19 protein-coding genes and 1 tRNA gene are annotated in these 22,977 nt (G+C 72.3%); 13 read left to right on the forward strand and 7 right to left on the reverse strand.

Annotated features, from left to right (window positions below):
* Positions 1-209: 209 nt before the first annotated feature.
* Complete coding sequence (locus ACIPPM_RS26280) at positions 210-3,023, forward strand: penicillin acylase family protein (protein ID WP_401452200.1); 2,814 nt, start codon at positions 210-212, stop codon at positions 3,021-3,023.
* A 72-nt stretch (positions 3,024-3,095) separates the two neighbouring features.
* Here ACIPPM_RS26280 and ACIPPM_RS26285 read toward each other — a convergent pair whose 3' ends face one another.
* The gene (locus tag ACIPPM_RS26285) at positions 3,096-3,716 is read right to left on the reverse strand and encodes a 5-formyltetrahydrofolate cyclo-ligase (RefSeq protein ID WP_401452202.1); all 621 of its coding nucleotides are present in this window, start codon (positions 3,714-3,716) and stop codon (positions 3,096-3,098) included.
* Between the two features lie 94 nt (positions 3,717-3,810).
* On the opposite strand from ACIPPM_RS26285, the gene galU reads away from it, so the two are divergent.
* From galU to ACIPPM_RS26320, 7 genes are all read left to right on the forward strand, one after another.
* Entirely contained in the window at positions 3,811-4,722 is a 912-nt protein-coding gene (gene galU, locus ACIPPM_RS26290; RefSeq protein WP_401452204.1) for a UTP--glucose-1-phosphate uridylyltransferase GalU, read from the forward strand.
* Positions 4,719-6,035, forward strand: a complete 1,317-nt coding sequence (gene glp, locus ACIPPM_RS26295; RefSeq protein ID WP_401452206.1) for a gephyrin-like molybdotransferase Glp — start codon at positions 4,719-4,721, stop codon at positions 6,033-6,035. The genes galU and glp overlap by 4 nt, the downstream gene beginning before the upstream one ends.
* Before the next feature lie 143 nt (positions 6,036-6,178).
* The gene (gene moaC / locus ACIPPM_RS26300; RefSeq protein WP_030814523.1) at positions 6,179-6,658 is read left to right on the forward strand and encodes a cyclic pyranopterin monophosphate synthase MoaC; all 480 of its coding nucleotides are present in this window, start codon (positions 6,179-6,181) and stop codon (positions 6,656-6,658) included.
* A complete protein-coding gene (locus ACIPPM_RS26305; protein WP_401452208.1) occupies positions 6,655-7,182 on the forward strand; it encodes a molybdenum cofactor biosynthesis protein B in 528 nt (175 codons plus the stop codon). Before moaC ends, ACIPPM_RS26305 begins: the two co-directional genes overlap by 4 nt.
* 17 nt (positions 7,183-7,199) lie before the next feature.
* Complete coding sequence (locus ACIPPM_RS26310; RefSeq protein WP_389004958.1) at positions 7,200-7,832, forward strand: GNAT family N-acetyltransferase; 633 nt, start codon at positions 7,200-7,202, stop codon at positions 7,830-7,832.
* 161 nt (positions 7,833-7,993) lie between these two features.
* Positions 7,994-9,205, forward strand: a complete 1,212-nt coding sequence (gene glpR / locus ACIPPM_RS26315; protein ID WP_401452210.1) for a gephyrin-like molybdotransferase receptor GlpR — start codon at positions 7,994-7,996, stop codon at positions 9,203-9,205.
* Positions 9,206-9,278: 73 nt separating this feature from the next.
* Positions 9,279-9,352: transfer RNA gene (locus ACIPPM_RS26320), tRNA-Ala, on the forward strand.
* Positions 9,353-9,450: 98 nt separating this feature from the next.
* Here the strand turns inward: ACIPPM_RS26320 and ACIPPM_RS26325 are convergent.
* The 3 genes from ACIPPM_RS26325 to ACIPPM_RS26335 form a co-directional block, all read right to left on the reverse strand.
* Positions 9,451-10,050 carry a class F sortase gene (locus ACIPPM_RS26325; protein ID WP_401452212.1) on the reverse strand — a complete coding sequence of 200 codons (600 nt, stop codon included), beginning with the start codon at positions 10,048-10,050 and terminating at the stop codon, positions 9,451-9,453.
* Positions 10,051-10,143: 93 nt separating this feature from the next.
* Positions 10,144-11,223, reverse strand: coding sequence for a hypothetical protein (locus tag ACIPPM_RS26330; protein WP_401452214.1), 1,080 nt, complete (start codon positions 11,221-11,223; stop codon positions 10,144-10,146).
* 205 nt (positions 11,224-11,428) lie between these two features.
* Positions 11,429-11,926: a GNAT family N-acetyltransferase gene (locus tag ACIPPM_RS26335; RefSeq protein WP_401452216.1), complete on the reverse strand. Its 498-nt coding sequence runs from the start codon at positions 11,924-11,926 to the stop codon at positions 11,429-11,431.
* Positions 11,927-11,994: 68 nt separating this feature from the next.
* Here ACIPPM_RS26335 and ACIPPM_RS26340 point away from each other — a divergent pair, with 68 nt between their 5' ends.
* On the forward strand, positions 11,995-12,798 hold the full coding sequence (locus tag ACIPPM_RS26340; protein ID WP_401452218.1) for an exodeoxyribonuclease III: 804 nt from the start codon (positions 11,995-11,997) through the stop codon (positions 12,796-12,798).
* Here ACIPPM_RS26340 and ACIPPM_RS26345 read toward each other — a convergent pair.
* On the reverse strand, positions 12,795-13,415 hold the full coding sequence (locus ACIPPM_RS26345) for a MerR family transcriptional regulator (protein ID WP_401452489.1): 621 nt from the start codon (positions 13,413-13,415) through the stop codon (positions 12,795-12,797). The two genes, ACIPPM_RS26340 and ACIPPM_RS26345, sit on opposite strands and share 4 nt — an antisense overlap.
* A 184-nt stretch (positions 13,416-13,599) precedes the next feature.
* Between ACIPPM_RS26345 and ACIPPM_RS26350 the strand changes: the two genes are divergently transcribed.
* The 4 genes from ACIPPM_RS26350 to ACIPPM_RS26365 all read left to right on the forward strand — a co-directional run bounded on the left by ACIPPM_RS26350 (position 13,600) and on the right by ACIPPM_RS26365 (position 17,172).
* Positions 13,600-15,114, forward strand: coding sequence for a flavin-containing monooxygenase (locus ACIPPM_RS26350; RefSeq protein ID WP_401452220.1), 1,515 nt, complete (start codon positions 13,600-13,602; stop codon positions 15,112-15,114).
* Positions 15,111-15,998: an alpha/beta fold hydrolase gene (locus ACIPPM_RS26355; RefSeq protein ID WP_401452222.1), complete on the forward strand. Its 888-nt coding sequence runs from the start codon at positions 15,111-15,113 to the stop codon at positions 15,996-15,998. The genes ACIPPM_RS26350 and ACIPPM_RS26355 overlap by 4 nt, the downstream gene beginning before the upstream one ends.
* Positions 15,995-16,879, forward strand: coding sequence for an SDR family oxidoreductase (locus ACIPPM_RS26360; RefSeq protein ID WP_401452224.1), 885 nt, complete (start codon positions 15,995-15,997; stop codon positions 16,877-16,879). Before ACIPPM_RS26355 ends, ACIPPM_RS26360 begins: the two co-directional genes overlap by 4 nt.
* An 86-nt stretch (positions 16,880-16,965) precedes the next feature.
* Positions 16,966-17,172: a hypothetical protein gene (locus ACIPPM_RS26365; protein ID WP_401452226.1), complete on the forward strand. Its 207-nt coding sequence runs from the start codon at positions 16,966-16,968 to the stop codon at positions 17,170-17,172.
* 72 nt (positions 17,173-17,244) lie between these two features.
* On the opposite strand, the gene helR is transcribed toward ACIPPM_RS26365, so the two are convergent.
* Both helR and ACIPPM_RS26375 read right to left on the reverse strand, forming a co-directional pair.
* Positions 17,245-19,413, reverse strand: a complete 2,169-nt coding sequence (helR, locus tag ACIPPM_RS26370) for an RNA polymerase recycling motor ATPase HelR (RefSeq protein WP_401452491.1) — start codon at positions 19,411-19,413, stop codon at positions 17,245-17,247.
* Positions 19,414-19,563: 150 nt separating this feature from the next.
* The gene (locus ACIPPM_RS26375; RefSeq protein WP_401452228.1) at positions 19,564-22,836 is read right to left on the reverse strand and encodes a S41 family peptidase; all 3,273 of its coding nucleotides are present in this window, start codon (positions 22,834-22,836) and stop codon (positions 19,564-19,566) included.
* Between the last annotated feature and the right edge of the window lie 141 nt (positions 22,837-22,977).

Consider the following 22,977-nt stretch of genomic DNA (forward strand, 5'->3'; position numbering starts at 1 on the left):
AGGGGGCGGCGGACCGCACCCGACTACTTCGTTACCTTACCTAACTCTTGACGTTTCCTTGACGCTCGGGTTGGCAAGATCGAACGCCCGTCCGCGCTGGTTCCCGACTCCGCGTCAAGTGGTTCCGGGGCCTGCGCCTATGGTTGCTCCAGCGCTCATTCAAAGTCACAGCCCCGCCTGCCGCTCGCGTGAGGACAGCAAGGACAGCGATGCCCCCCAACACCACCGCCACATCGGGCGACAAGCCCGGCACGTCCGGCAGGAAGAAGGGGCGCAAAGCCCGCCTTGTCGTGATTCTGCTGGTCCTGGCCCTCATCGGAGGCATAGCCTTCGGGGCGTTCTGGTCCATCAGCACCGTGCGGGCCTCCTTCCCGCAGACCAAGGGATCGGTCTCGCTCGAGGGCCTCTCCGGCCCGGTCGACGTCAAGCGCGACGGCTACGGCATCCCGCAGATCTACGCCTCCTCCGACGACGACCTGTTCATGGCACAGGGCTACGTCCAGGCGCAGGACCGGTTCTACGAGATGGACGTGCGCCGCCATCTCACCTCCGGGCGCCTGTCGGAGATGTTCGGCAAGAGCCAGGTCAAGAACGACGCTTTCCTGCGCACCCTGGGCTGGGACCGGGTGGCGAAGCAGGAGTACGACACCAAGCTGTCGCCGTCGGCGAAGAAGTACCTCCAGGCGTACGCCAAGGGTGTCAACGCCTACCTCAAGGGCAAGGACGGCCAGGACATCTCCCTGGAGTACGCGGCCCTGGGGTTCACCAACGACTACAAGCCCGCCGAGTGGACCCCGGTCGACTCCGTCGCGTGGCTGAAGGCGATGGCCTGGGACCTGCGCGGCAACATGCGCGACGAGACCGACCGCGCCCTGATGACCAGCCGCCTGGACCCGCAGCAGATCCGCGAGCTGTACCCGGACTACCCCTACGACCGGAACAAGCCGATCGTGCGCGAGGGCCAGTACAGCGCGCTGAGCCGGACCTTCCAGCAGGACGGCGCCCCCTCGGGAACGAGCACCGGCACGGCGGGCGGCACGAGCACCGGCACCGGCACCGGCACCGGCACGGGAACGGGAACGGGCGCGACCGGCACCGCCGGCGGCACCGGCGGCACCGGCACCGGCCTCACCGGCCAGCTCACCGGCCTCACCAAGGTCCTCGACGACCTCCCCACCGCCGTCGGCGTCAACGGCCAGGGCATCGGCTCCAACTCGTGGGTCGTCTCCGGCGCGCACACCATCACCGGCAAGCCGCTCCTCGCCAACGACCCGCACCTCTCGGCGTCGCTGCCCTCGGTCTGGTACCAGATGGGGCTGCACTGCCGGAACGTCTCCAGCAAGTGCCAGTACGACGTCGCGGGCTACACCTTCGCCGGCATGCCCGGCGTGGTGATCGGCCACAACGGCAGCATCGCCTGGGGCATGACCAACTCCGGCGTCGACGTCAGCGACCTCTACCTGGAGAAGCTGTCCGGCGACGGCTACCTCTACGACGGCAAGGTCCGCCCCTTCCGCACCCGTGAGGAGACCATCAAGGTCGCCGGGGGCACCGCCAAGAAGATCGTCGTACGCCAGACCGCCGACGGCATGCCGCTGCTCTCCGACCGCGACGAGGAGCTGGTGGAGGTCGGCCGCAAGGCCGACGTCGACACCGCCGCCCCCGACCGCGGCGACGGCTACGGCATCGCGCTGCGCTGGACCGCGCTCGACCCCGGCACCTCCATGGACGCCGTGTTCGCGATGGACAAGGCGTCCGACTGGACCGGCTTCCGCAAGGCCGCCTCGCTGTTCGACGTGCCGTCGCAGAACCTGATCTACGCCGACTCCGCGCACATCGGCTACACCCTGCCCGGCAAGATCCCGACCCGTTCCGCGGGCGACGACGGCTCCGTACCGGCGCCGGGCTGGGACTCCAAGTACCGCTGGACCGGATTCCTGGACCAGGACGAGCTGCCCTACGAGTACGACCCGGAGCGCGGCTACATCGTCACCGCCAACCAGGCCGTGGTCGACAAGGACAAGTACCCCTACACGCTGACCACCGACTGGGGCTACGGCACCCGCAGCCAGCGCATCGCCGACCTGATCGAGTCCAAGATCAGGGACGGCGGCAAGGTCTCCACCGACGACATGCGCCAGATGCAGGTGGACAACAGCAGCGAGATCGCCAAGCTGCTGGTGCCCAAGCTGCTCAAGCTGGACCTGGACGACCCCGAGGTCCGCCAGGCGCAGAAGCTGCTGGAGGGCTGGGACTACACCCAGGACGCCGACTCGGCCGCCACCGCCTACTTCAACGCTGTGTGGCGCAACATCCTCAAGCTCGGCTTCGGCGACAAGCTCCCCAAGGAACTGCGCGCCAAGGGGCAGTGCCTGTGGGTGGAGAAGGCCGGCAGCACCGGTCCGCTGGACGACCGGAGCAAGGTCCGCGAGTGCGGTGACCGCGACGCCGACCAGGCGCAGCCGGACGGCGGCGACCGCTGGTTCGAGGTCGTGCGCACGCTCATGGACAAGCCGGACAGCCCGTGGTGGCAGGCGCCCAAGTCGGGCAACCGCCCGGCCGCGCACAACCGCGACGAGCTGTTCACCCGCGCCATGATCGACGCCCGCTGGGAGCTGACCGCCAAGCTCGGCAAGGACATCGACACCTGGAGCTGGGGCCGCCTGCACCGGCTGTTCCTGAAGAACCAGACCCTCGGCGTCGAGGGCCCGGAGCTGCTCCAGTACGCGCTCAACCGCGGCCCCTGGAAGCTCAGCGGCGGCGAGGCCACCGTCAACGCGACCGGCTGGAACGCGGCCGGGGGCTACGGCGTGGTGTGGGTGCCGTCCATGCGGATGGTGATCAACATGGCGGACCTCGACAAGTCCCGCTGGATCAACCTCAGCGGCGCCTCCGGGCACGCCTTCAGCGCCCACTACACCGACCAGACCGACAAGTGGGCCGCGGGCGATCTGCTGCCCTGGTCCTTCTCGGCGAAGTCGGTCGACGGCAGTACGAAGGACACGCTGAACCTGCGGCCGTGAGCCGCTGACGGCGTCACCCGTACGAAGGCCCTCACGCGCACGCGTGAGGGCCTTCACCCGTGTCGGGGCTCCTCAGGGGCGCGCGAGACGGCGTACGCCGGTCGGGGTCACCACGGCGTGCACCGGGTGGTCGTGCGCCTCGGCGGGCACCCGTGCCACCACCTCGGTGTCGTACAGCAGCACGACGAGCGCCGGACGCGCGCCCGCGCGCTCCAGGCGCGCGAGCACCCGGTCGTACGACCCTCCGCCGCGCCCCAGCCGCATCCCGCGCCCGTCCACCGCGAGGCCGGGCAGCAGCACCACGTCCGCCTCCGTCACCGCGTCGGGTCCCAGGCGCGGCTCGGTGGGCTCGGCCAGCTCCATCCGCCCGCCGTGCCGGACCGCCGCCAGCGAGCCGGGTCCGGTGTACGCGCCCCAGTCGAGGTCGTCGTCGGGCAGCAGCACCGGGAGCAGGACGCGGGTGCCCCGGCGGCGGAGTGCCTCCAGCAGCTCGGTGGTGGCGGGTTCGGTGCCCACCGAGACGTACGCGGCGACCGTGCGCGCGGTGGCGAGTTCGGGCAGCCGGAGGGCGTGCACGGCCAGCGCGGCGCCCGCCTCGGTGCGTTCCTCCGGCGTCAACACCCCTCTGATGGAAAGGAGTTCACGGCGCAGATTGCGCTTTTCGAGGTCGGCCGGGTGTTCGTCGTATTTCACAGACCGTCTCGGTTTTCTCTCGATCCGCCTCTATCACGTCCACCTAAGCGGAGCAGCGGATTCTCCGCAAAGGACACCGGTTAGAGTGGCGCGCATGACTCAGTCGCACCCCAGGATCAGCAAGGCTGTCATCCCGGCAGCCGGGCTCGGCACCCGTTTTCTGCCCGCCACCAAGGCCACTCCCAAGGAGATGCTGCCGGTCGTGGACAAGCCGGCGATCCAGTACGTGGTCGAGGAGGCCGTCTCGGCCGGTCTCGAGGACGTCCTCATGGTCACCGGCCGCAACAAGCGGCCGCTGGAGGACCACTTCGACCGCAACTACGAGCTGGAGTCGGCCCTGCAGAAGAAGGGCGACGCCGACCGGCTTTCCCGGGTGCAGGAGTCCAGCGACCTGGCCACGATGCACTACGTCCGCCAGGGCGACCCCCGGGGTCTCGGCCACGCCGTGCTGTGCGCCGCCCCGCACGTCGGCCACGAGCCCTTCGCGGTCCTCCTCGGCGACGACCTGATCGACCCCCGCGACCCCCTGCTGCAGCGCATGGTCGAGGTGCAGGAGCAGCACGGCGGCAGCGTGATCGCCCTCATGGAGGTCGCCCCCGAGCAGATCCACCTCTACGGCTGCGCCGCCGTGGAGGCCACCGGCGACGGCGACGTCGTCAAGGTCACCGGCCTGGTCGAGAAGCCGGAGCCGGCCGACGCGCCCTCCAACTACGCGATCATCGGCCGCTACGTCCTCGACCCGCACATCTTCGACATACTGCGCAAGACCGAGCCCGGCCGGGGCGGCGAGATCCAGCTCACCGACGCCCTCCAGCAGCTCGCGGAGGACGAGAAGGTCGGCGGCCCGGTGCACGGCGTCGTCTTCAAGGGCCGCCGCTATGACACCGGCGACCGCGCCGACTACCTGCGTGCCATTGTCCGTCTCGCGTGCGAACGTGAGGACCTGGGCCCGGACTTCAGGACCTGGCTGCGCAGTTTCGTCGCCGAGGAGATGCAGGAACGTTGAGCACCGCCGCGAACCGTCCCGTCGGACCGGACCACGTGTGGTCGGTGGACGAGCACCTGGAGGACATTCTCAGCACCGTCCGCCCGCTCGACCCCATCGAGCTCCAGCTCCCCGACGCGCAGGGCTGTGCGCTGGTCGACGACGTCATGGTGCCGGTGTCCCTGCCGCCCTTCGACAACAGCTCCATGGACGGTTACGCGGTACGGGTCGCGGACGTGACCGGGGCCTCCGAGGAGTTCCCGGCGGTCCTGGACGTCGTCGGTGACGTCGCGGCGGGCGACGCCGCCCCGGTCCAGGTCGGCCCCGGCCAGGCCGCGCGCATCATGACCGGCGCGCCGCTGCCGCCCGGCGCCGAGGCCGTCGTCCCGGTCGAGTGGACGGACGCCGGGCTCGGCGGCGGCCCCGCGAGCGGGATGCGGGCCCGCGCCCAGGCGCCCGAGGGCGCCGAGGGGCAGGTCCGGATCTTCCGGCCCGCCGAGACCGGGGCGCACGTCCGGCCCAGCGGCAGCGACGTGCGCGCCGGTGACCGGGCGCTCGCCGCGGGCACGGTCCTCGGCCCGTCCCAGATCGCCCTGCTGGCCGCGATCGGCCGGGGCACCGTGCGGGTGCGGCCGCGCCCGCGCGTCGTCGTGATGTCCACGGGCAGTGAACTCGTCCAGCCGGGCGAGCCGTTGGCGCACGGCCAGATCTTCGACTCCAACAGCTTCGCCCTCACCGCCGCCGCCCGGGACGCGGGCGCCATCGCCTACCGGGTCGGCGCCGTCGCGGACGACGCCGACGTGCTGCGCTCCACCATCGAGGACCAGCTGGTCCGCGCCGACCTGCTGGTCACCACCGGCGGGGTCAGCGTCGGCGCGTACGACGTGGTCAAGGAGGCGCTCACCGAGGTCGGCGAGGAGGAGGGCGGCGCGGTCGACTTCCGCAAGCTCGCCATGCAGCCCGGCAAGCCCCAGGGCTTCGGCGCGGTGGGCCCCGACCACACCCCGCTGCTGGCGCTGCCCGGCAACCCGGTGTCGTCGTACGTCTCCTTCGAGCTGTTCGTCCGGCCCGCCATCCGCGCCCTGATGGGCCTGCCGGACGTCCAGCGGCCGCGCACGCGGGCCACCCTCAAGGTGGACGAGCCGCTGCGCTCGCCCGAGGGCCGCCGCCAGTTCCTGCGCGGCAACCACGAGGACGGCGAGGTCACCCCGGTGGGTGGCAGCGGCTCCCATCTGATCGCCGCGCTGGCCCACGCCAACGCGCTGATCGTGCTCCCCGAGGACATGTCGACGGCCGAGCCCGGCATCGAGGTCGAGGTCGTCCTGCTCGGCTGACCGGACGGCACCCGCGCGGGTCCCCGACGGGTCCGCGCCGGGTCCCGGCCCGCTGTCCGAGCCGACTTGGCGGTACCGTGGCGCGCACAAGAGCCCGCACACCGCAGGCGCCGGCGGGCCGCGAACGGGAAGCACCGCACACCATGAGTACGCACGACCGACTGACGCACATCGACGAGGCGGGCGCGGCCCGCATGGTCGACGTATCCGGGAAGGAAGTGACCGCGCGCACCGCCCGTGCCAGCGGCCGGGTGCTCGTGTCACCGCGCGTGGTCGAGCTGCTGCGCGGCGAGGGGGTGCCCAAGGGCGACGCCCTGGCCACCGCCCGGATCGCGGGCATCATGGGCGCCAAGCGCACCCCGGACCTGATCCCGCTGTGCCACCCGCTGTCGGTGTCCGGCGTGACGCTGGACCTCGCGGTCACGGACGAGGGCGTGGAGATCCTGGCCACCGTGAAGACCACCGACCGCACCGGCGTGGAGATGGAGGCGCTCACGGCGGTCTCCGTCGCCGCGCTGACCGTGGTCGACATGGTGAAGGCGGTCGACAAGGGCGCCGTCATCACCGACGTGCGGGTGGAGGAGAAGACCGGCGGCAAGTCCGGCCACTGGAGCCGGGCGTGAGCGGCCCTTCGTACCGTGCGCTGGTCGTCACCGCCTCCAACCGCGCCGCCGCGGGCGTCTACGCCGACAAGGGCGGACCCGCGGTGGCCGAGGGGCTGACCCGCCTGGGCTTCACCGTGGACGGCCCCGAGGTGGTCCCGGACGGCGACCCGGTCGAGGCCGCCCTGCGCACGGCCGTGGCGGCCGGGTACGACGCGGTCGTCACCACCGGCGGCACCGGCATCTCGCCCACCGACCGCACCCCCGAGGCCACCCGCGCGGTCCTGGACTACGAGGTGCCGGGCATCGCCGAGGCGATCCGGGCGTACGGGCGCGAGAAGGTGCCCACCGCCGCCCTCTCCCGGGGCCTGGCCGGGGTCGCGGGCACCACGGTGATCGTGAACCTGCCCGGTTCGAGCGGGGGAGTGCGGGACGGGCTCGCCGTGCTGGAGCCGCTGCTGACGCACGCCGTCGACCAGATCCGCGGCGGCGACCACCCCCGGCCCGACGCGCCGGGCCACGCGGGCGCCGGGGGTGCGAGCTGACCGGCAGATCCTGGCCCGTGGTGCTGGTCGACGGGGATGTCGTACTGCGGCCGATAAGGGTGCGCGACCAGCGTGCCTGGCGCGAGGTGAACCGGCGCAACCGGGACTGGCTGCGCCCCTGGGAGGCGACCATCCCGCCGCCCACCCCGAGCGGGCCGGTCACCCACCGGCCCACCTACCGCCAGATGATCCGGCATCTGCGCTCGGAGGCGACGGCGGGCCGGATGCTGCCGTTCGTCATCGAGTACCAGGGCCGCCTGGTCGGCCAGCTCACGGTCGCCGGGATCACCTGGGGCTCGATGTGCTCCGGGCACATCGGCTACTGGGTGGACGAGTCCGTCGCCGGGCGCGGGGTGATGCCGACCGCGGTCGCGCTCGTGTCCGACCACTGCTTCCGCGCGGTGGGCCTGCACCGGCTGGAGGTCTGCATCCGCCCGGAGAACCGGCCCAGCCGCCGGGTGGTGGAGAAGCTCGGCTTCCGCGAGGAGGGGCTGCGGCCGCGCTATCTGCACATCGACGGCGCCTGGCGCGACCATCTGGTCTACGCGCTGACGGCCGAGGAGATCCCCGACGGCCTGGTCGACCGCTGGCGGCGCACACGTGCCGGACGGCCGGGACAGCCCGGGAATGCGAACAGCACCGGAAACTGAATACCTGTTCGAATTAATCGGTCTCCGGGCATTCAATTCCCCCCTTCGACGGTCCGTTGATCGCATCGGTCGCAAAAAAAGCTGGAAATATCAGCCAGATCGTGCGACACACCGGCGCAATTGGCGGATGGCCCCGAGGAAACCCCTCTACCGTGTGAGTCGTGAGCAGCAGCGGCCTCATCTACGCAGTCATCGTCGGGGCCTGGGCCGCCTACTTGGTGCCGATGTGGCTCCGTAGGCAGGACGAGCTGAACGAGGCCCGTCCGACGGAACGCTTCAGCACCGCCATCCGGCTGCTGTCCGGAAGGGCGGGAATGGAGCGCCGGTACGCCAAGGACCTGCGGGCGCGCTCCACCCAGGAGGGGGAGCCGGACGCCGGTGACCCGGACGTCGCCACCGACTCGGTGGACGTCCGGGCCTTCGCCATGCCTCCGACGCGCCGTCAGGTCCGGGCGGACGCCGAGCCGGAGTGGCAGGCGCGGGCGGAAGCCCCGCGCGACCAGGCGGCCGTACCGGCCCCCAAGTCCCCTTCCGGGCAGGCGCACCCGTCCCGTTCCGCCCAGGCACCCGAACCCGGACACGACCCCGCGCCCGCCCGGCGCGCGCCCTCGGCGCAGTCCGCGGCGGCGCGCGCCCAGCGCACTAAGGCGCTCGCCCGCAGGCGGCGCACCACCGTGCTGCTCTTCCTCGCCTTCACCATCGGCGCCATCGCGGCCGCGGTGGGGGGCCTGGCCCTCCTCTGGGTGCCCGCGGTGCCGGCCGTGCTGCTCAGCGCGTACATCGGCTATCTGCGCCAGCAGGAACGGCGCCGGTTCGCCTTCCAGATGGACCGCAGGAGCGCCGAGGACGCGGCGGCGCGGCTGCGGGAGCGGGCCAGGCAGCCGCGCCGCCGCGCGGCCGCCGAGGCGGCCGTCGTCGCCGACGAGCCGGAGGAGGGGACGGGGCCGCACACCGACCCCGCCCTGTCCGCCGCCCTCGCCGCCGACCGGCGCGCGCTGGTCGAGCAGACCGACCACGCCGAGTGGGTCGACCAGCAGCGTGAGCGGCAGCGCCGCCCGGGTCACGGCGACAGCTGGGACCCGGTCCCTGTGCCGCTGCCCACGTACGTGACCGCGCCGGTCGCCCCGCGGGCCACCTCCGACGTGGACCTGGGCGCCCCCGGCACCTGGAGCTCGGCCCGCTCCAGCGCCGTCACCCCGGACCAGCGTCCCGAGGTCCCGGCGGCCGATCCGGCACCGGCCGAGGAGCGTCCGGAGGACGGCCGGGGCGACGCCCGGCGCAGCGCCTCCGCCCGCCGGTCCCGGGAGCGCGGCCGCACCCCGCTGTTCGACCAGTACGAGGACGGCGACCGACCTCGCGCCGCCAACGAGTGACCCGCGCGCTGACCAGTCAGGGAGCGGATTTCCGAGCACCCCGATCGGGATGCTAGAGTTTCACTCGTTGCAAGGGCCTGTGGCGCAGTCTGGTAGCGCACCTCGTTCGCATCGAGGGGGTCTGGGGTTCAAATCCCCACAGGTCCACGTAACGCTCATCCCGAGTTCGCTCGGGAAGGGTTCACGAATCCCCGCCCGGTCTTCGGACCGGGCGGGGATTCGTCGTTTCCGGGTCTGTCGGGCCGTCAGCCCTTGGCGGGCACCAGGTCGCCGTAGACGATGATGTTGTCCGGGCGGTGGCCGTTCTCGATGGCTCCGCCGCAGGTGATCAGGCGGAGTTCGGGGCGGGTCGTGTCGCCGTACACCTTGTCGGTGGGGAAGGCGTCCTTGTCGACCTGCTCGACCGTGCGGACGGCGAAGACGGCGGAGGAGCCGTCGGCGCGGGCGACGGTGATCCGGGCGCCCTGCTTGATCCGCCCGACGTTCCGCAGCACGGCCGGGCCCTTCACCGTGTCGTAGTGCCCGATCAGGACGGCGGGACCGGTCTCGCCGGGGGTGACGCCCTTGGAGTACCAGCCGATCCGGTCGGCCTGCGCGACGGAGGGGACCTCCACCGTGCCGTCGGCGGCGAGGCCCAGCTTCAGCACGGGGCCGGTGTCGACGCCCGCCGAGGGGATCGTGACCCGGACCGGGAGCGAACGGGTCATCGGCGCGGCCGACTTGGCGGGTGCGGCGGCCGGGGTGGAGACGGGGCTGGGCGGCGGCGGGGCCGCGTGCCCGGTGCTGTCCTGCGTGCCGCAGGCGGCCAGGGCGAGGCCGAGCGCGAGGGTGAACGTGGCGGTCATGACGCGGCGTTGCATGAGGCTGGCTCCAGACGGAACGACGGGTGCGGGCCACCGCTTCGAGCGGCGGGCCCGCACCCGTGTGGGGACGGCGGGTCAGATCCGGCCGGCGGCCGAGGTGCCGCGACGGCGCAGGACGACGAAGCCGATGCCCGCGGCCCCGGCGGCGGCGGACCCGCCGACCGCCATCAGGACGGGGGCGTCGCTGTCCTGGGTGCTCTCGTAACCGGCCGCGACGCTGCCCTTGGGCACGACGGTCGTCTGGTTGGCCGAGGTGGCCCCGGTGCTGCCGGTGGTGGTGCCGCCGGTGGTACCCGTCGAACCCGTGGAGGTGGTCGGGTAGGAGAAGCCGCAGCCCTTGGGGAGCCGCGGGAAGTCCTGGACGGTCGCCGGGTGGCCGCCGCCCTCCATGTTGGTGCGCAGGCGCGGGTGGGTGCTGCTCGGGTCGAGGATCTCGGCCAGGAAGCCCGCGCGCGCCGGGAGCTTCGGCTGCAGACGGTTCAGGTGGTACGGCATCAGCTTGGTCTCGCCCGCGCCCCGGAAGTTCACCGAGGGACCCGACTGGCTGATGGTCATCAGGGCCTCGGTGCCCGCGCCGATGCTCCGGGTGATGGTGACGGTGCAGCTGACCGGGGTGCCGGGGGCCTGTCCGTTGCCGCCCAGTTCCAGGGAGGAGGTGAGGGCGCCGTCCGCACCCAGGGTCACCTTGAACCCGTTGAACACCCCGCTCTGCTGGGCGCCGGAGCCGCTCCCCGTGCGCAGCTCACCGAGGATCTTGCCCTTGAAGAGGATGGTGGCCGAGTAGTGGTCGGTGTGCTTGTAGACCTTGGCCGTCGCACCGCCCGGCAGCGTGGTGGTCCGCACGAGGACCGGGGCCTGCTGTCCGCCGGGGCTCTTCGGCGTGGCGGGCGTGCTGGGCTTGGCGGTGGTGCTGGGCGTGCTGGGCTTGGCGGGCGTGCTGGGCTTGGCGGTGGTGCTGGGCTTGGTGGTCGAGGTCGGCGTGCCGACCTGCGTGCTCGGCGTGCCGCTCGGGGCCGGGGTGGCGGCCTTCGGGCTCGTCGTCGCGCCGTCGGCGGCGAACGCGGCACCGGCGGGCAGCAGGACGGTGGCGGCCAGAGAGGCGGCTATGAAACCGGCGCGGAGGGCGGAGTTGCGTCGGAAACCGAGCGAAGACATGAAGGACTCCAGAAGGTGTAAGAACCCGATGATGATGAGGAGGGGGAGTCGCATCCGCTTGCACTGTCAGGTGGGGCCGAAAGGCGCGGCAGCTACTGAGCTGATCGTATGTTCCGATTTTCGGTGGAGTGATCGCCATCACGTCACAGGCGCGTCACAGGGAAGAGCAGTGGCCTGTGCTGCGACAACAGGCCACTGAGCCGAGCTACTTGGTGCCCTCCGGCGCCCCGAGCGGCTTCGCGTAGCAGAGGCTGTTCTCGTGGTGGCGGTAGTAGCCGAACTTGGCGCACGGGGTGTAGCCGCTGGAGAGGTACAGGGCGACGGCCTCGGGCTGTTCGGTGCCGGTCTCCAGGACCATGCGGATGCGGCCGGCCGCGCGGGCGTCCGCCTCCAGTTCCGCGAGGATGCGGCGGGCCAGGCCGTGGCCGCGCATCTGCTCGATGACGAACATGCGCTTCAGCTCGGCGTCGCCGTCCTGGTTGCCCTCACCGTTCAGGTCCTGGCTGCGCCAGCCGCCGGTGGCGACCGGGCGGTGCCGCTCGTCGTAGGCGATCAGGTAGGCGCCTCTGGGCGGCTCGAAGTCGGCCGGGTCGAGCGAGGTGGCGTCGCCGCCGTCGCCGTAGCGCACGTGGTACTCGGCCTGGACCTCGTCGTTGAGCTTCACGGCGTCGGGGTGGTCGAAGCGGACGCGGCGTATATTCATGCTGGGCATCGTACTTCTATGCGGTGAGCGGGCATCGGACTCCACCAGTGTGCCGGTATCGTGCCGGGGTGCTGACTGTGACCTCGGTGAATGTGAACGGATTGCGGGCCGCCGCCAAGAAGGGCTTCGTGGAGTGGCTGGACCAGACCTCCGCGGACGTGGTCTGCCTGCAGGAGGTGCGCGCGGAGCCGCAGCAACTCCCTGAGCAGGTACGGCAGCCCGAGGGCTGGCACGTGGTGCACGCGCCCGCCGCCGCCAAGGGTCGCGCGGGCGTCTCCCTCTACTCCCGCCGTGAGCCCGACCGCGTCCGCGTCGGCTTCGGCTCGGCGGAGTTCGACGGCACCGGCCGCTATGTCGAGGCCGACCTGCCCGGTGTGACGATCGCCTCGCTGTATCTGCCCTCGGGCGAGGTCGGCACCGAGCGGCAGGACGAGAAGGTCCGCTTCATGGGCGAGTTCCTGGGCCATCTGAAGGGGCTGCGCGAGCGGGCCGCCGCCGAGGGCCGTGAGGTCCTGGTCTGCGGTGACTGGAACATCGCCCACCAGCAGGCCGACCTCAAGAACTGGCGCGGCAACACCAAGAACTCCGGGTTCCTGCCCGAGGAGCGGGAGTGGCTGAGCCAGGTGCTCGCCCCCGAGGACGGCGGGTACGTGGACGTCGTCCGTGCCCTGCACCCCGGCGTCGAGGGCCCGTACAGCTGGTGGTCCTACCGGGGCCGCGCCTTCGACAACGACTCCGGCTGGCGCATCGACTACCACCTGGCCACCGCGGGCCTCGCAGCGAAGGCGGTCAAGGGGTACGTGGAGCGCGCGGCCACCCATACCGAGCGCTGGTCCGACCACGCACCCGTCACGGTCGTCTACGAGCGTTAGTCCCGTTTGCTGAGCCGCCGGTCCAGCGCCAGCGAGAGTTCCGCCTCCACCACGCTGCGGGCCAGCGGGCGCAGGCGGTGCAGGGAGTCCTCCGGGGCGTGCCGGAGGATCAGCTCGCCGAAGAGGGCGGCCAGCGCGTCGGCGTGCTCACGCACCCGGGCGCCCGCCGCCAGCACCTCGGCCAGCGGGATGCCCTCGCGGACCAGCGCCGAGGAGACGTCCAGCAGGCGTCGGCTGATGTGCACGATCTCGTCGCCGTCGGTGCCGACGTAGCCGAGGTTCATCGCGGCCGCCAGGTTCTCCGGGGTGACGTCGCCCTCGAAGCGGGCCGCCAGCTCCTCCGGGGTCAGCCGGACCGGCTCCTCCTCGGTGGGCGGGGCGACGCCCAGCACGTCGGCCACGTCCCGGCCGTTGTCCAGCGCCTCCGCCAGCTCCGCTATGCCGTTCAGCGTGTGCCCGCGCTCCAGCAGCGCCGCGATGGTGCGCAGCCGGGCCAGGTGATGGTCGTCGTACCAGGCGATACGGCCCTCGCGGCGGGGCGGCGGGATCAGTCTGCGCTCGCGGTAGAAGCGCAGGGTGCGCACGGTGATCCCGGCGATGTGCGCCAGCTCCTCCATGCGGTACTCGCGCCCGCCGGGCTGCCCGTCGCTGTGTCCGCCGTCTTCTGCCACGCCCGCAGCCTATGGCGTACCGCCGGTAACTTTCCTTCCCGCGCCCCCTACCGCTCAGTACGGAGCTGCTCTACAGTCCCATTGCGCCAGTGTTCACTGGCGGAGTCCGAGGATGCGTGGAGGCGTCGGGATGGCCGAGCACGAGCATGTACGGGTGGCGGTGATCGGGTCCGGGTTCGGCGGGCTGGGGGCCGCCGTGCGGCTGCGCCGGGAGGGGATCACCGACTTCGTCGTCCTGGAGCGGGCCGGCGGCGTCGGCGGGACCTGGCGGGACAACAGCTACCCCGGCTGCGCCTGCGACGTGCCGTCGCACCTGTACTCCTTCTCCTTCGCCCCCAACCCCGACTGGCCGCGCACCTTCTCCGGGCAGGAGCACATCCGCGCCTACCTGGAGCGCGTCGCCGACGACTTCGGGCTCCGCCCGCATCTGCGCTTCGACTCCGAGGTCAAGCTGATGACCTGGGACGAGAACGAGCTGCGCTGGCACATCGAGACCGCGAGCGGCTCCCTCACCGCCGACATGGTGGTCTCCGCCACCGGCCCGCTGTCCGACCCGAAGATCCCGGCGATCCCGGGGCTGGACTCGTTCCCCGGCCGGGTGTTCCACTCCGCCCGCTGGGACCACGACTACGACCTGCGCGGCAAGCGCGTCGCCATGGTCGGCACCGGCGCCTCCGCGATCCAGATCGTGCCCTCGATCCAGCCCCAGGTCAGCAAGCTCACCGTCTTCCAGCGCACCCCGCCCTGGGTGATGCCCCGCATGGACCGCGCCATCGGCGCCGCAGAGCGCAAGCTGCACCAGGCGCTGCCCTTCACCGCCCGGCTGCGGCGCGGGCTGCTCTGGGGCATCCGGGAACTCCAGGTGCAGGCGTTCACCAAGCACCCCGACGAACTCGGCCTGGTCGAGCAGCTCGCCAAGCGCAACATGGCCCGTGCCATCAAGGACCCGGCCCTGCGCGCCAAGCTCACCCCGGACTACCGCATCGGCTGCAAGCGCATCCTGCTGTCCAGCGCGTACTACCCGGCGCTCGCCCAGCCCAACGTGGACGTGGTCGCCAGCGGGGTCACCGAGGTCCGGGGCTCCACCGTGGTCGCCGCCGACGGCACCGAGACCGAGGTCGACGCGATCGTCTTCGGCACCGGGTTCCACGTCACCGACATGCCCATCGCCGAGCGCGTGGTCGGCGTCGGGGGCGTCACGCTCGCCGAGGCGTGGAAGGGCGGGATGGCGGCGCTGCGCGGCGGTTCGGCGACCGGGTTCCCGAACTGGCTGAGCGTGATCGGGCCCAACACCGGCCTGGGCAACTCCTCGATGATCCTGATGATCGAGTCCCAGCTGAACTACCTGGCGGACTACCTGCGCCAGCTCGACACCCTCGGCGGCCGCACCGCGCTGGACGCCCGCCCCGCCGCCGTCGACCGCTGGAACCGGCAGGTGCAGGAGCGGATGAAGCGCACCGTCTGGAACACCGGCGGCTGCACCAGCTGGTACCTGGACGCCAGCGGCCGCAACACCACCGTCTGGCCCGGCACCACCACCGAGTTCCGCCAGGCCACCCGCCGCGTGGACCTCACCGAGTACGAGGTGCTGCGCAAGCCCGCGCAGGCCGAGCAGACCGCCGTCCCGAGCGAGGCCACCGCATGAGCCGCACCCTGGAAGTCGCCTCCACCAACGGCGCCCGCCTGCACGTGGAGGTGCACGGCCCCGAGGACGCGCCCGCGGTCGTCCTCTCCCACGGCTGGACCTGCTCCACCGCCTTCTGGGCCGCCCAGATCGAGGAGCTGGCCCGCGACCACCGGGTCATCGCCTACGACCAGCGCGGCCACGGCCTCAGCCCGTACAGCCCGGTCTGTTCCACCGACGCGCTCGCCGACGACCTCGAAGCGGTGCTCGCCGCCACCCTCGCGCCCGGCGAACGCGCCCTGATCGTCGGCCACTCCATGGGCGGCATGACGATCATGTCCGCCTCGGGCCGCCCCCGTTTCCAGGAGCACGCGGCCGCCGCGCTGCTGTGCAGCACCGGCAGCGGACGGCTCACCGCCGAGGCGCGCGTGGTGCCGCTGCGCGCCGGACGCGCCCGCACCTGGCTCACCGGCCGCATCCTCGGCTCGTCCCTGCCGCTCGGCCCGGTCACCCCGCTCGCGAAGAAGATCCTCAAGTACGCGACCATGGGCCCCGGTTCGGCCCCGCACCTGGTGGACGCGTGCGCCCGGATCGTGCACGCCTGCCCGCGCAACGCCCGGCACGCCTGGGGCGGGGTGCTGGACCGGCTCGATCTCGACCACGGCGTACGGCAGTTGACCGTGCCCACCGCCGTGCTGCACGGCACCGCCGACCGCCTCACCCCCTCGTCGCACGCCCGCGCGCTCGTGGCCGAGCTGCCCAACTGCGCCGGTTCCACCGAGCTGTTCGGCGTCGGACACATGACCCCGGTGGAGGCGCCGGAAGCGGTGACCGGCCGGATACGGGAACTCGTCACCACGTACGTCACGGGGAGCATCCCCGTCGGCCTGGAGGAGGGCGCATGAGCAAGGTCGGACTCGAAGGACAGGTGGCCGTCGTCACCGGTGCGGCACGCGGTGTCGGCGAGCTGCTCGCCCGCAAACTCTCCGCGCGCGGCGCCAAGGTGGCCCTGGTCGGGCTGGAGGAGGACGAGCTGAAGGCCGTCTCCGAGCGGCTGTACGGCGAGAGCGCGTACTGGTACGCCGACGTCACCGACCATGAGGCGATGGGCCGGGTCGCCGCCGAGGTGAAGGAGCGGTTCGGCAAGGTCGACATCGTGGTGGCCAACGCCGGTGTGGCGAGCGGCGGTCCGTTCGCCGACTCCGACCCGGTGGCCTGGCGGCGGGTGATCGAGGTCAACCTCATCGGCTCGGCCGTCACCGCCCGCGCCTTCCTGCCGGTGCTCACCGAGAGCCGCGGCTACCTGCTCCAGATCGCCTCCCTCGCCGCGATCACCCCGGCGCCGATGATGACGGCGTACTGCGCCTCCAAGTCCGGCGTGGAGGCGTACGCGCACAGCCTGCGCGGCGAAGTCGGCTACCTGGGCGTGCGGGTGGGTGTCGCCTACCTGTCCTGGACCGACACCGACATGGTGCGCGGCGCCGACCAGGACGACGTCATGCGGGAGTTGAGGCAGCGGCTGCCCTGGCCGTCGAACAAGACCTACCCGCTGGGCCCGGCCGTCGACCGGCTGGTGGACGGCATCGAGCGCCGCTCGGCGCACGTGTACGGCCAGTGGTGGCTGCGCGGCATGCAGGGCGTGCGCGGCTACCTCCCGGCGCTCATCGGCACCGTCGGCCAGCGCGAGATGCGCCGGTACGCGGACCGGCTGACCGGCATGCGCTCAGGGCTGGTCGGGGCGGGCGGCGCGGCCGACGAACAGGCCCGCGCTACGCAGCGTAACTGATCGACATGCGGAGGGTGTTCGCCCGTGTGAATCTGGTCGAGGCCCCACCGGGGCCGCAACCGTTCTCACCAGGGATGTGAACCCACATGGGTATGAAGGACCAGTTCCAGGAGAAGTCCCGCAAGATGCAGGACCAGGCCAAGGAGAAGGCTGGCCAGGCCCGCGAGAAGGCCGGCCAGCGCGGCCAGCAGGAGCGCGGTCAGCAGGAGCGCGCCCACCAGCCCCAGCGTGACCGCGCCGAGGGCGGCATGCGGGACACGGAGGACCGCTTCGACCCGGACCACACCGCCTGACGCGGCAGATCCGGCTGAAGCAGCCACGCGGCGGGGCACCCGGCACGTCCGGGTGCCCCGCCCCGGCGCGGGTCAGGCGCCCAGCACCACGAGCCGCTGGGTGGCGCGGGTCATCGCCACATAGCGGTCCACCGCGCCCTCGATGCCCTCGCCGAAGCCGTCCGGGTCCACCAGCACGACCAGATCGAACTCCAGCCCCTTCGCCAGCTCCGGGGTCAGCGACCGGACGCGGGGGCGCTCCTGGAACGCGGGATCGCCGATGACGCAGGCGGTGCCCTCGGCGTTCTCGGCCAGCCAGTCGTCGAGGACCCGGTCCAGGTCCGCCACCGGGCCGTAGGTGACCGGGATGCCGTTGGCGCGTACCGAGGTGGGCACGTTGGCGTCCGGGAGGGCCGCGAGGATCACCGGCTCCGCCTCCGCCATCACCTCTTCCGGGGTGCGGTAGTTGATGCTCAGCGAGGCCACCTCCACCCGGCTGAGACCGACCCGCGCGAGTCGCTCCCGCCACGACTCGGTGAAGCCGTGCCGGGCCTGTGCGCGGTCGCCCACGATGGTGAGGCTCCGGGACGGGCAGCGCAGCAGCAGCATCTGCCACTCGGCGTCGGTCAGCTCCTGCGCCTCGTCCACCACGATGTGCGCGAACGGCCCGGCCAGCGCGTCCGCCTCGATCGCGGCCAGCGCGCCCTCGTCGACCAGGCTTTCCTGGAGGTCCTGCCCGTGCAGCATGGTCACCGCGCCCTCGCCGTCGGGGTCGGCCGCGATCACGCTGTCGATGACGGCGGACATCCGCTCCCGCTCGACGGCCACCGTGACGGCCTGGCGGCGCTTCTTCCGGGAGGTCTCGGGGTCACCGAGCCGCTGCCGGGCCGCGTCCAGCAGCGGCAGGTCGGACACCGTCCACGCCTGCGGGTCGGTACGGCGCAGCAGGCGCACCTCGTCGGGGGTGAGCCAGGGGGCGCACATCCGCAGATAGGCCGGGACCGTCCACAGGTCGCCCACCACGTCGGCCGCCTCCAGCAGGGGCCAGGCGCGCCGGAGGGTGCCGGTCAGCTCGCTGTCGGAGGCGAGAGCCCGGCGCAGCAGCCTGGCCGGGACCTCCTCCTTCAGCTGGTCCTTCAGGATCGTGACGAGCGCCTCCCAGATCAGGTCGCGGGCGTCGTTGTGCGGTACGCCCGTCTCCGCGGCCTCGAACGCCTCGGCCCAGTCGGCGGCCGTCAGGTGCAGGTCGCCCCAGGGGGTGGTGACGATCAGGGGCTCGGTGGGCGGGGTCTCGTAGAAGCGGACCGCCTTCTCGATGCCCTTCACCAGCTCCGCCGACGCCTTCAGCCGGGCCACCTCCGGGTCCGCCTCGACGCCCGCCGTGGCACCCTCGGCGACCAGGTCCCGCACGGTGCAGGTGCGGACCCCCTCCTCGCCGAGGCTCGGCAGCACGTCGGCGACGTAGTTCAGGTACGGCTGGTGCGGGCCGACGAACAGCACGCCGCCCCGGCGGTGCCCGAGGCGCGGGTCGGAGTGGAGCAGGTAGGCGGAGCGGTGCAGGGCGACGACGGTCTTGCCGGTGCCGGGGCCGCCGTCCACCACGAGGGCGCCGCGCGAGGAGGCCCGGATGATGGCGTCCTGGTCGGACTGGATGGTGGCCAGCACGTCCCGCATCCGCTCCGAACGGGTGCCGCCCAGGGTGGCGATGAACGCGGACTGGTCGTCCAGCGCCGCGTGGTTCTCCAGCCCGTCGGCGGTGAACACCTCGTCCCAGTAGTCGCTGATCCGGCCGCGCGTCCAGCGGTAGCGGCGGCGGCTGGCCAGGCCCATCGGGTGGGCGTGGGTCGCGGCGAAGAAGGGTTCGGCGGCGGGGGAGCGCCAGTCGATCAGCAGCCTGCGGCCGGTGCTGTCGGTGAGGCCGAGGCGGCCGATGTAGACCGGTTCCGGGTCATCGGCGTGCACGATGCGGCCGAGGCACAGGTCGATCCCGAAGCGCCGCAGGGCGCGCAGCCGGGCGGTGAGCCGGTGGATCTCCAGGTCGCGTTCCAGCACCTCCCGGCCCACGCCTCCGGGCGTCCGGCGGAGCGCGTCCAGGGTCTCGGACAGCTCGGCGACGGTCCGCTCCAGGCTCTCGGCGATGTCCGCGAAGTGCCGCTCGTCGGCGGCGATCAGTGCCGGGTCGGCCTTCGCGGCGAGCCGGTCGGGCAGCTCGAACGCGCGGGACTCGGGCGTGGGTTCACGCTCGGACAGCAGCGCACACATGTAGTGGATCACTCATTTCCGCAGGTTCTGGGCTCGGCGAGCGATTCTGCGGCATGAGGGGGGCCTTGCCGCAAGGCCCCCCTTGCGCTATACGTTGTGAGTGGCGGGAAGTCCCGCCCTCTTTTTTTGCCCCTCTGTCTCCGCCCACGCTCACCCCGCTTCGCGCGGCGGCAGCTTGGGCCGCGAGCGGTCCGGTACGTCGCTGTAGTCGGGCGGCACCGCGGCCGGGTTCGTCTCCAGCATCTCCAGCGCGAGCCGCACCGCGTCGTCGAGCTGGGCGTAGCGGCCCTCGGCCCAGTCCAGCGGGGTGCGCAGGGCCTCCAGGTCGGGTGTGACGCCCTGGTTCTCCACCGACCAGCCGTACTCGTCGAACCAGGCCGCGTTCATCGGCACCGTGATCACCGTGTTGTCCCCCAGCCGGTGCCGACCGGTCATGCCGACGACCCCGCCCCAGGTGCGCTGCCCGACCACCGGGCCGAGGTCGAGCAGCTTGAACGCGGCGGTGATCATGTCGCCGTCGGAGGACGTCGCCTCGTCCGCGAGCGCCACGACCGGCCCGCGCGGCGCGTTGGAGGCGTACGACACCGGCTGCTCGTTCCGGGTGAGGTCCCAGCCGAGGATGGTCCGGGTCAGCTTCTCCATCACCAGTTCGCTGATGTGCCCGCCCGCGTTGCCCCGCACGTCCACGATCAGCGCAGGCCGGGACACCTCCAGCCGCAGATCCCGGTTGAACTGGGCCCAGCCGGAGCCGCCCATGTCGGGGATGTGCAGATAGCCGCACTTGCCGCCGCTCAACTCCCGTACCACCTCGCGCCGTTTGGCCACCCAGTCCTGGTAGCGCAGCGGCCGCTCGTCGATCAGCGGGACCACGGCGATCCGGCGGGGGGCGCCCGGCTCGCCCGGCGGCGGGGCGAAGGTGAGGTCCACGGTGGTGCCGCCGGACCCGGCGAGCAGCGGGTACGGCCCGGTCACCGGGTCCACCGGACGCCCGTTCACATGGGTCAGTACGCAGCCCTCGCGGATGCCCATGCCGGCCAGCGGGGAGCGGGCGCGGGAGTCGGAGGAGTCGCCGTCCAGGATGCGGGCGACCATCCACGAGCCGTCCCGGCACACGAAGTTGGCGCCCAGCAGGCCTTGGCGGCGCTGGTAGTGCGGCGGGCCCTCGTTGCGGCGGGCCGGGGTGACGTAGGCGTGCGACGTGCCCAGCTCGCCGAGGACCTCCCGCATCAGGTCGGCGAACTCGTCGGGGGAGGTGACCCGTTCGACCAGCGGGCGGTACTGCTCCAGCATCGCGGTCCAGTCGATCCCGCACATGCCGGGGTCCCAGAAGTAGTCCCGGATGATCCGCCCCGCCTCGCCGTAGGCGCCCCGCCACTCGGCGGCCGGGTCCACCTCGTGCAGGATGCGGCGCAGGTCCATCCAGACAGTGCTGTCGCTGTCGCCGGGCTCGGTGGCGGGCACCGCGCGCAGGTCGCCCTCGTCCACCACGACCAGCCGGGTGCCGTCGCCGCTCACCTCGAACCAGTCGAGGTGGCCGACCAGTTCGGACTTCTTCGCCTTGCTGATGTTGAAGTGCTCCAGGGTGGGTCTGCCGCTGATGTCGGCCGGGTTGACGAAGGTCTCGCCCAGCGCGCCGGAGATCGGCCAGCGCAGCCAGACCAGCCCGCCGCCCGCGACCGGGCGCAGCGCGGAGTACTTGGAGGACATCACCGGGAACGGCGTGACCCGGTTCTCCAGCCCCTCCACCTCCACGGTCACCGTGCCGCCCTCGCCGGACCCCGCCTCCAGCGGATCGAGCCCGCCCGCCGCCGGACGCCCCTCGGGGTTGAGCGCGAACGGGGAGGGCGTGGCCGAGTTCAGCGGGACCAGGTAGGGACGGCAGCCGAGCGGGAAGGACAGGTCGCCGGTGTGCACGTCGTACACCGGGTCGAAGCCGCGCCAGGAGAGGAAGGCGAGGTAGCGGCCGTCGCTGGTGAAGACGGGGTTCTCGTCCTCGAAGCGGCCGTTGGTCACGTCGATGACCATGCGGTCCTTGATGCGGGCCAGCTTGATCTGGCGCAGGGAGCGGCCGATGCCGGGGTGGGACCAGGTGAGCCAGGCGCCGTCGGGGGAGAAGGCGAGGTCGCGGACGGGGCCGTTGTCGGAGCGGATCAGCTCGGTGACGGTGCCGGGCTCGCGGCCCTCGGTGCCTTCTTCGTCCTCGGCGACATCGATCAGCAGCAGGCGGCCGTCGTTCGAGGCGACCGCCAGCCGTTCGCCCTCCGGGTCGGAGACCAGCTCCAGCACCCGGCCGAGCCTGCCCTCGCCGAGCAGCCGGGGCTCGCGGCCGCCGGTGGCGCGCGGAAGCTGGGCGATGGCCACCGCGTCGTCGCCCTCGGCGTCGGTGACGTAGGCGAGCTGCCCGGTCGAACCCAGCATCTCCGGCAGGCGGACCCGGACGCCGGGGGTGTCGGCGATGGTGCGGGCGGGGCCGTCGCGGTGGGTGAGCCAGTACAGGCTGCCCCGGACGGTCACCGCGCTGGCCCGGCCGGTCTCGTCCACGGAGAGGCCGTCCACGTTGTGCGCGGCGGGCACCTGATAGGGGCGGCGGCCGGGGGCGGAGCCGCCCAGGTCGATGTCGAGCTTGCGCGGGGTGCCGGTGGGGGAGAGGTCGTCCACGATCCAGAGGTCACCGGCGCACTGGTAGACCACCCGCTCGCCGTCGGTCGCGGCGTGCCGGGCGTAGAAGGCGTCGTGGTCGGTGTGACGGCGCAGGTCGGTGCCGTCGGGAGCGACGGAGTAGAGGTTGCCGATGCCCTCGTGGTCGGAGAGGAAGGCGATGCGTCCGGCGACGAACATCGGGGAGGAGAGTTGGCCGTCGATGTCCTCCAGCAGCCGCCGCCCCTGGAGCCACAGCCGCCCCATGGCGCCGCCCCGGTACCGCTTCCAGGACGCCGGTTCGTGCGGGGGCGTGCCGGTGAGCAGCAGGGTCTGGTGCTCACCGGCCGTGTCCGCGACCTGGATGTCACCGACCGGGCCCCACGGCAGGCGCCCGCCGGGACCGCCGTCGGTGCCGATCTTGTGGGCCCAGGTGAAGTAGGAGAAGGGCTGCCCGTGCGAGGCGACGGCCAGGATGTCGCTGTTCCCGTGCTGGTCCGGGGGCGTCCAGCCGCACACCTGGGTGTCGGCGCTGCCCCAGTACGTCAGCTGCCGCGCGGGCCCGCCGGCCACGTCCACCAGGTGGATCTCGGGCACCAGGCTGCGCCAGCTCGTGAAGGCGATCTGCTTGCCGTCGGGCGAGAAACGGGGGTGTCCGGCCTTGGTGCGGTCCGCGGTGAGCCGCCAGGGGCGGCCCGGTTCGTCGAGCGGCGCCAGCCAGAGGTCGTCCTCGGCCACGAAGCACAGCAGATCGTCACTGATGTGGGGAAGCCGCAGATAGCTCACCCATCCATGCTTTTCCGGCGCGGGAGGCACAGCAACTCGTGCGGGACGGCACGCCGTGACGCAGGACACCCTCCGGCCCGGTACGAAACGGTTTCGTTTCTCAGATGGCCGGGGTACCTTCATCCTGTACGGAGTCCCGTA

The organism is Streptomyces sp. NPDC090119, assembly GCF_044747085.1.
In the GTDB taxonomy this organism is placed as follows: domain Bacteria; phylum Actinomycetota; class Actinomycetes; order Streptomycetales; family Streptomycetaceae; genus Streptomyces.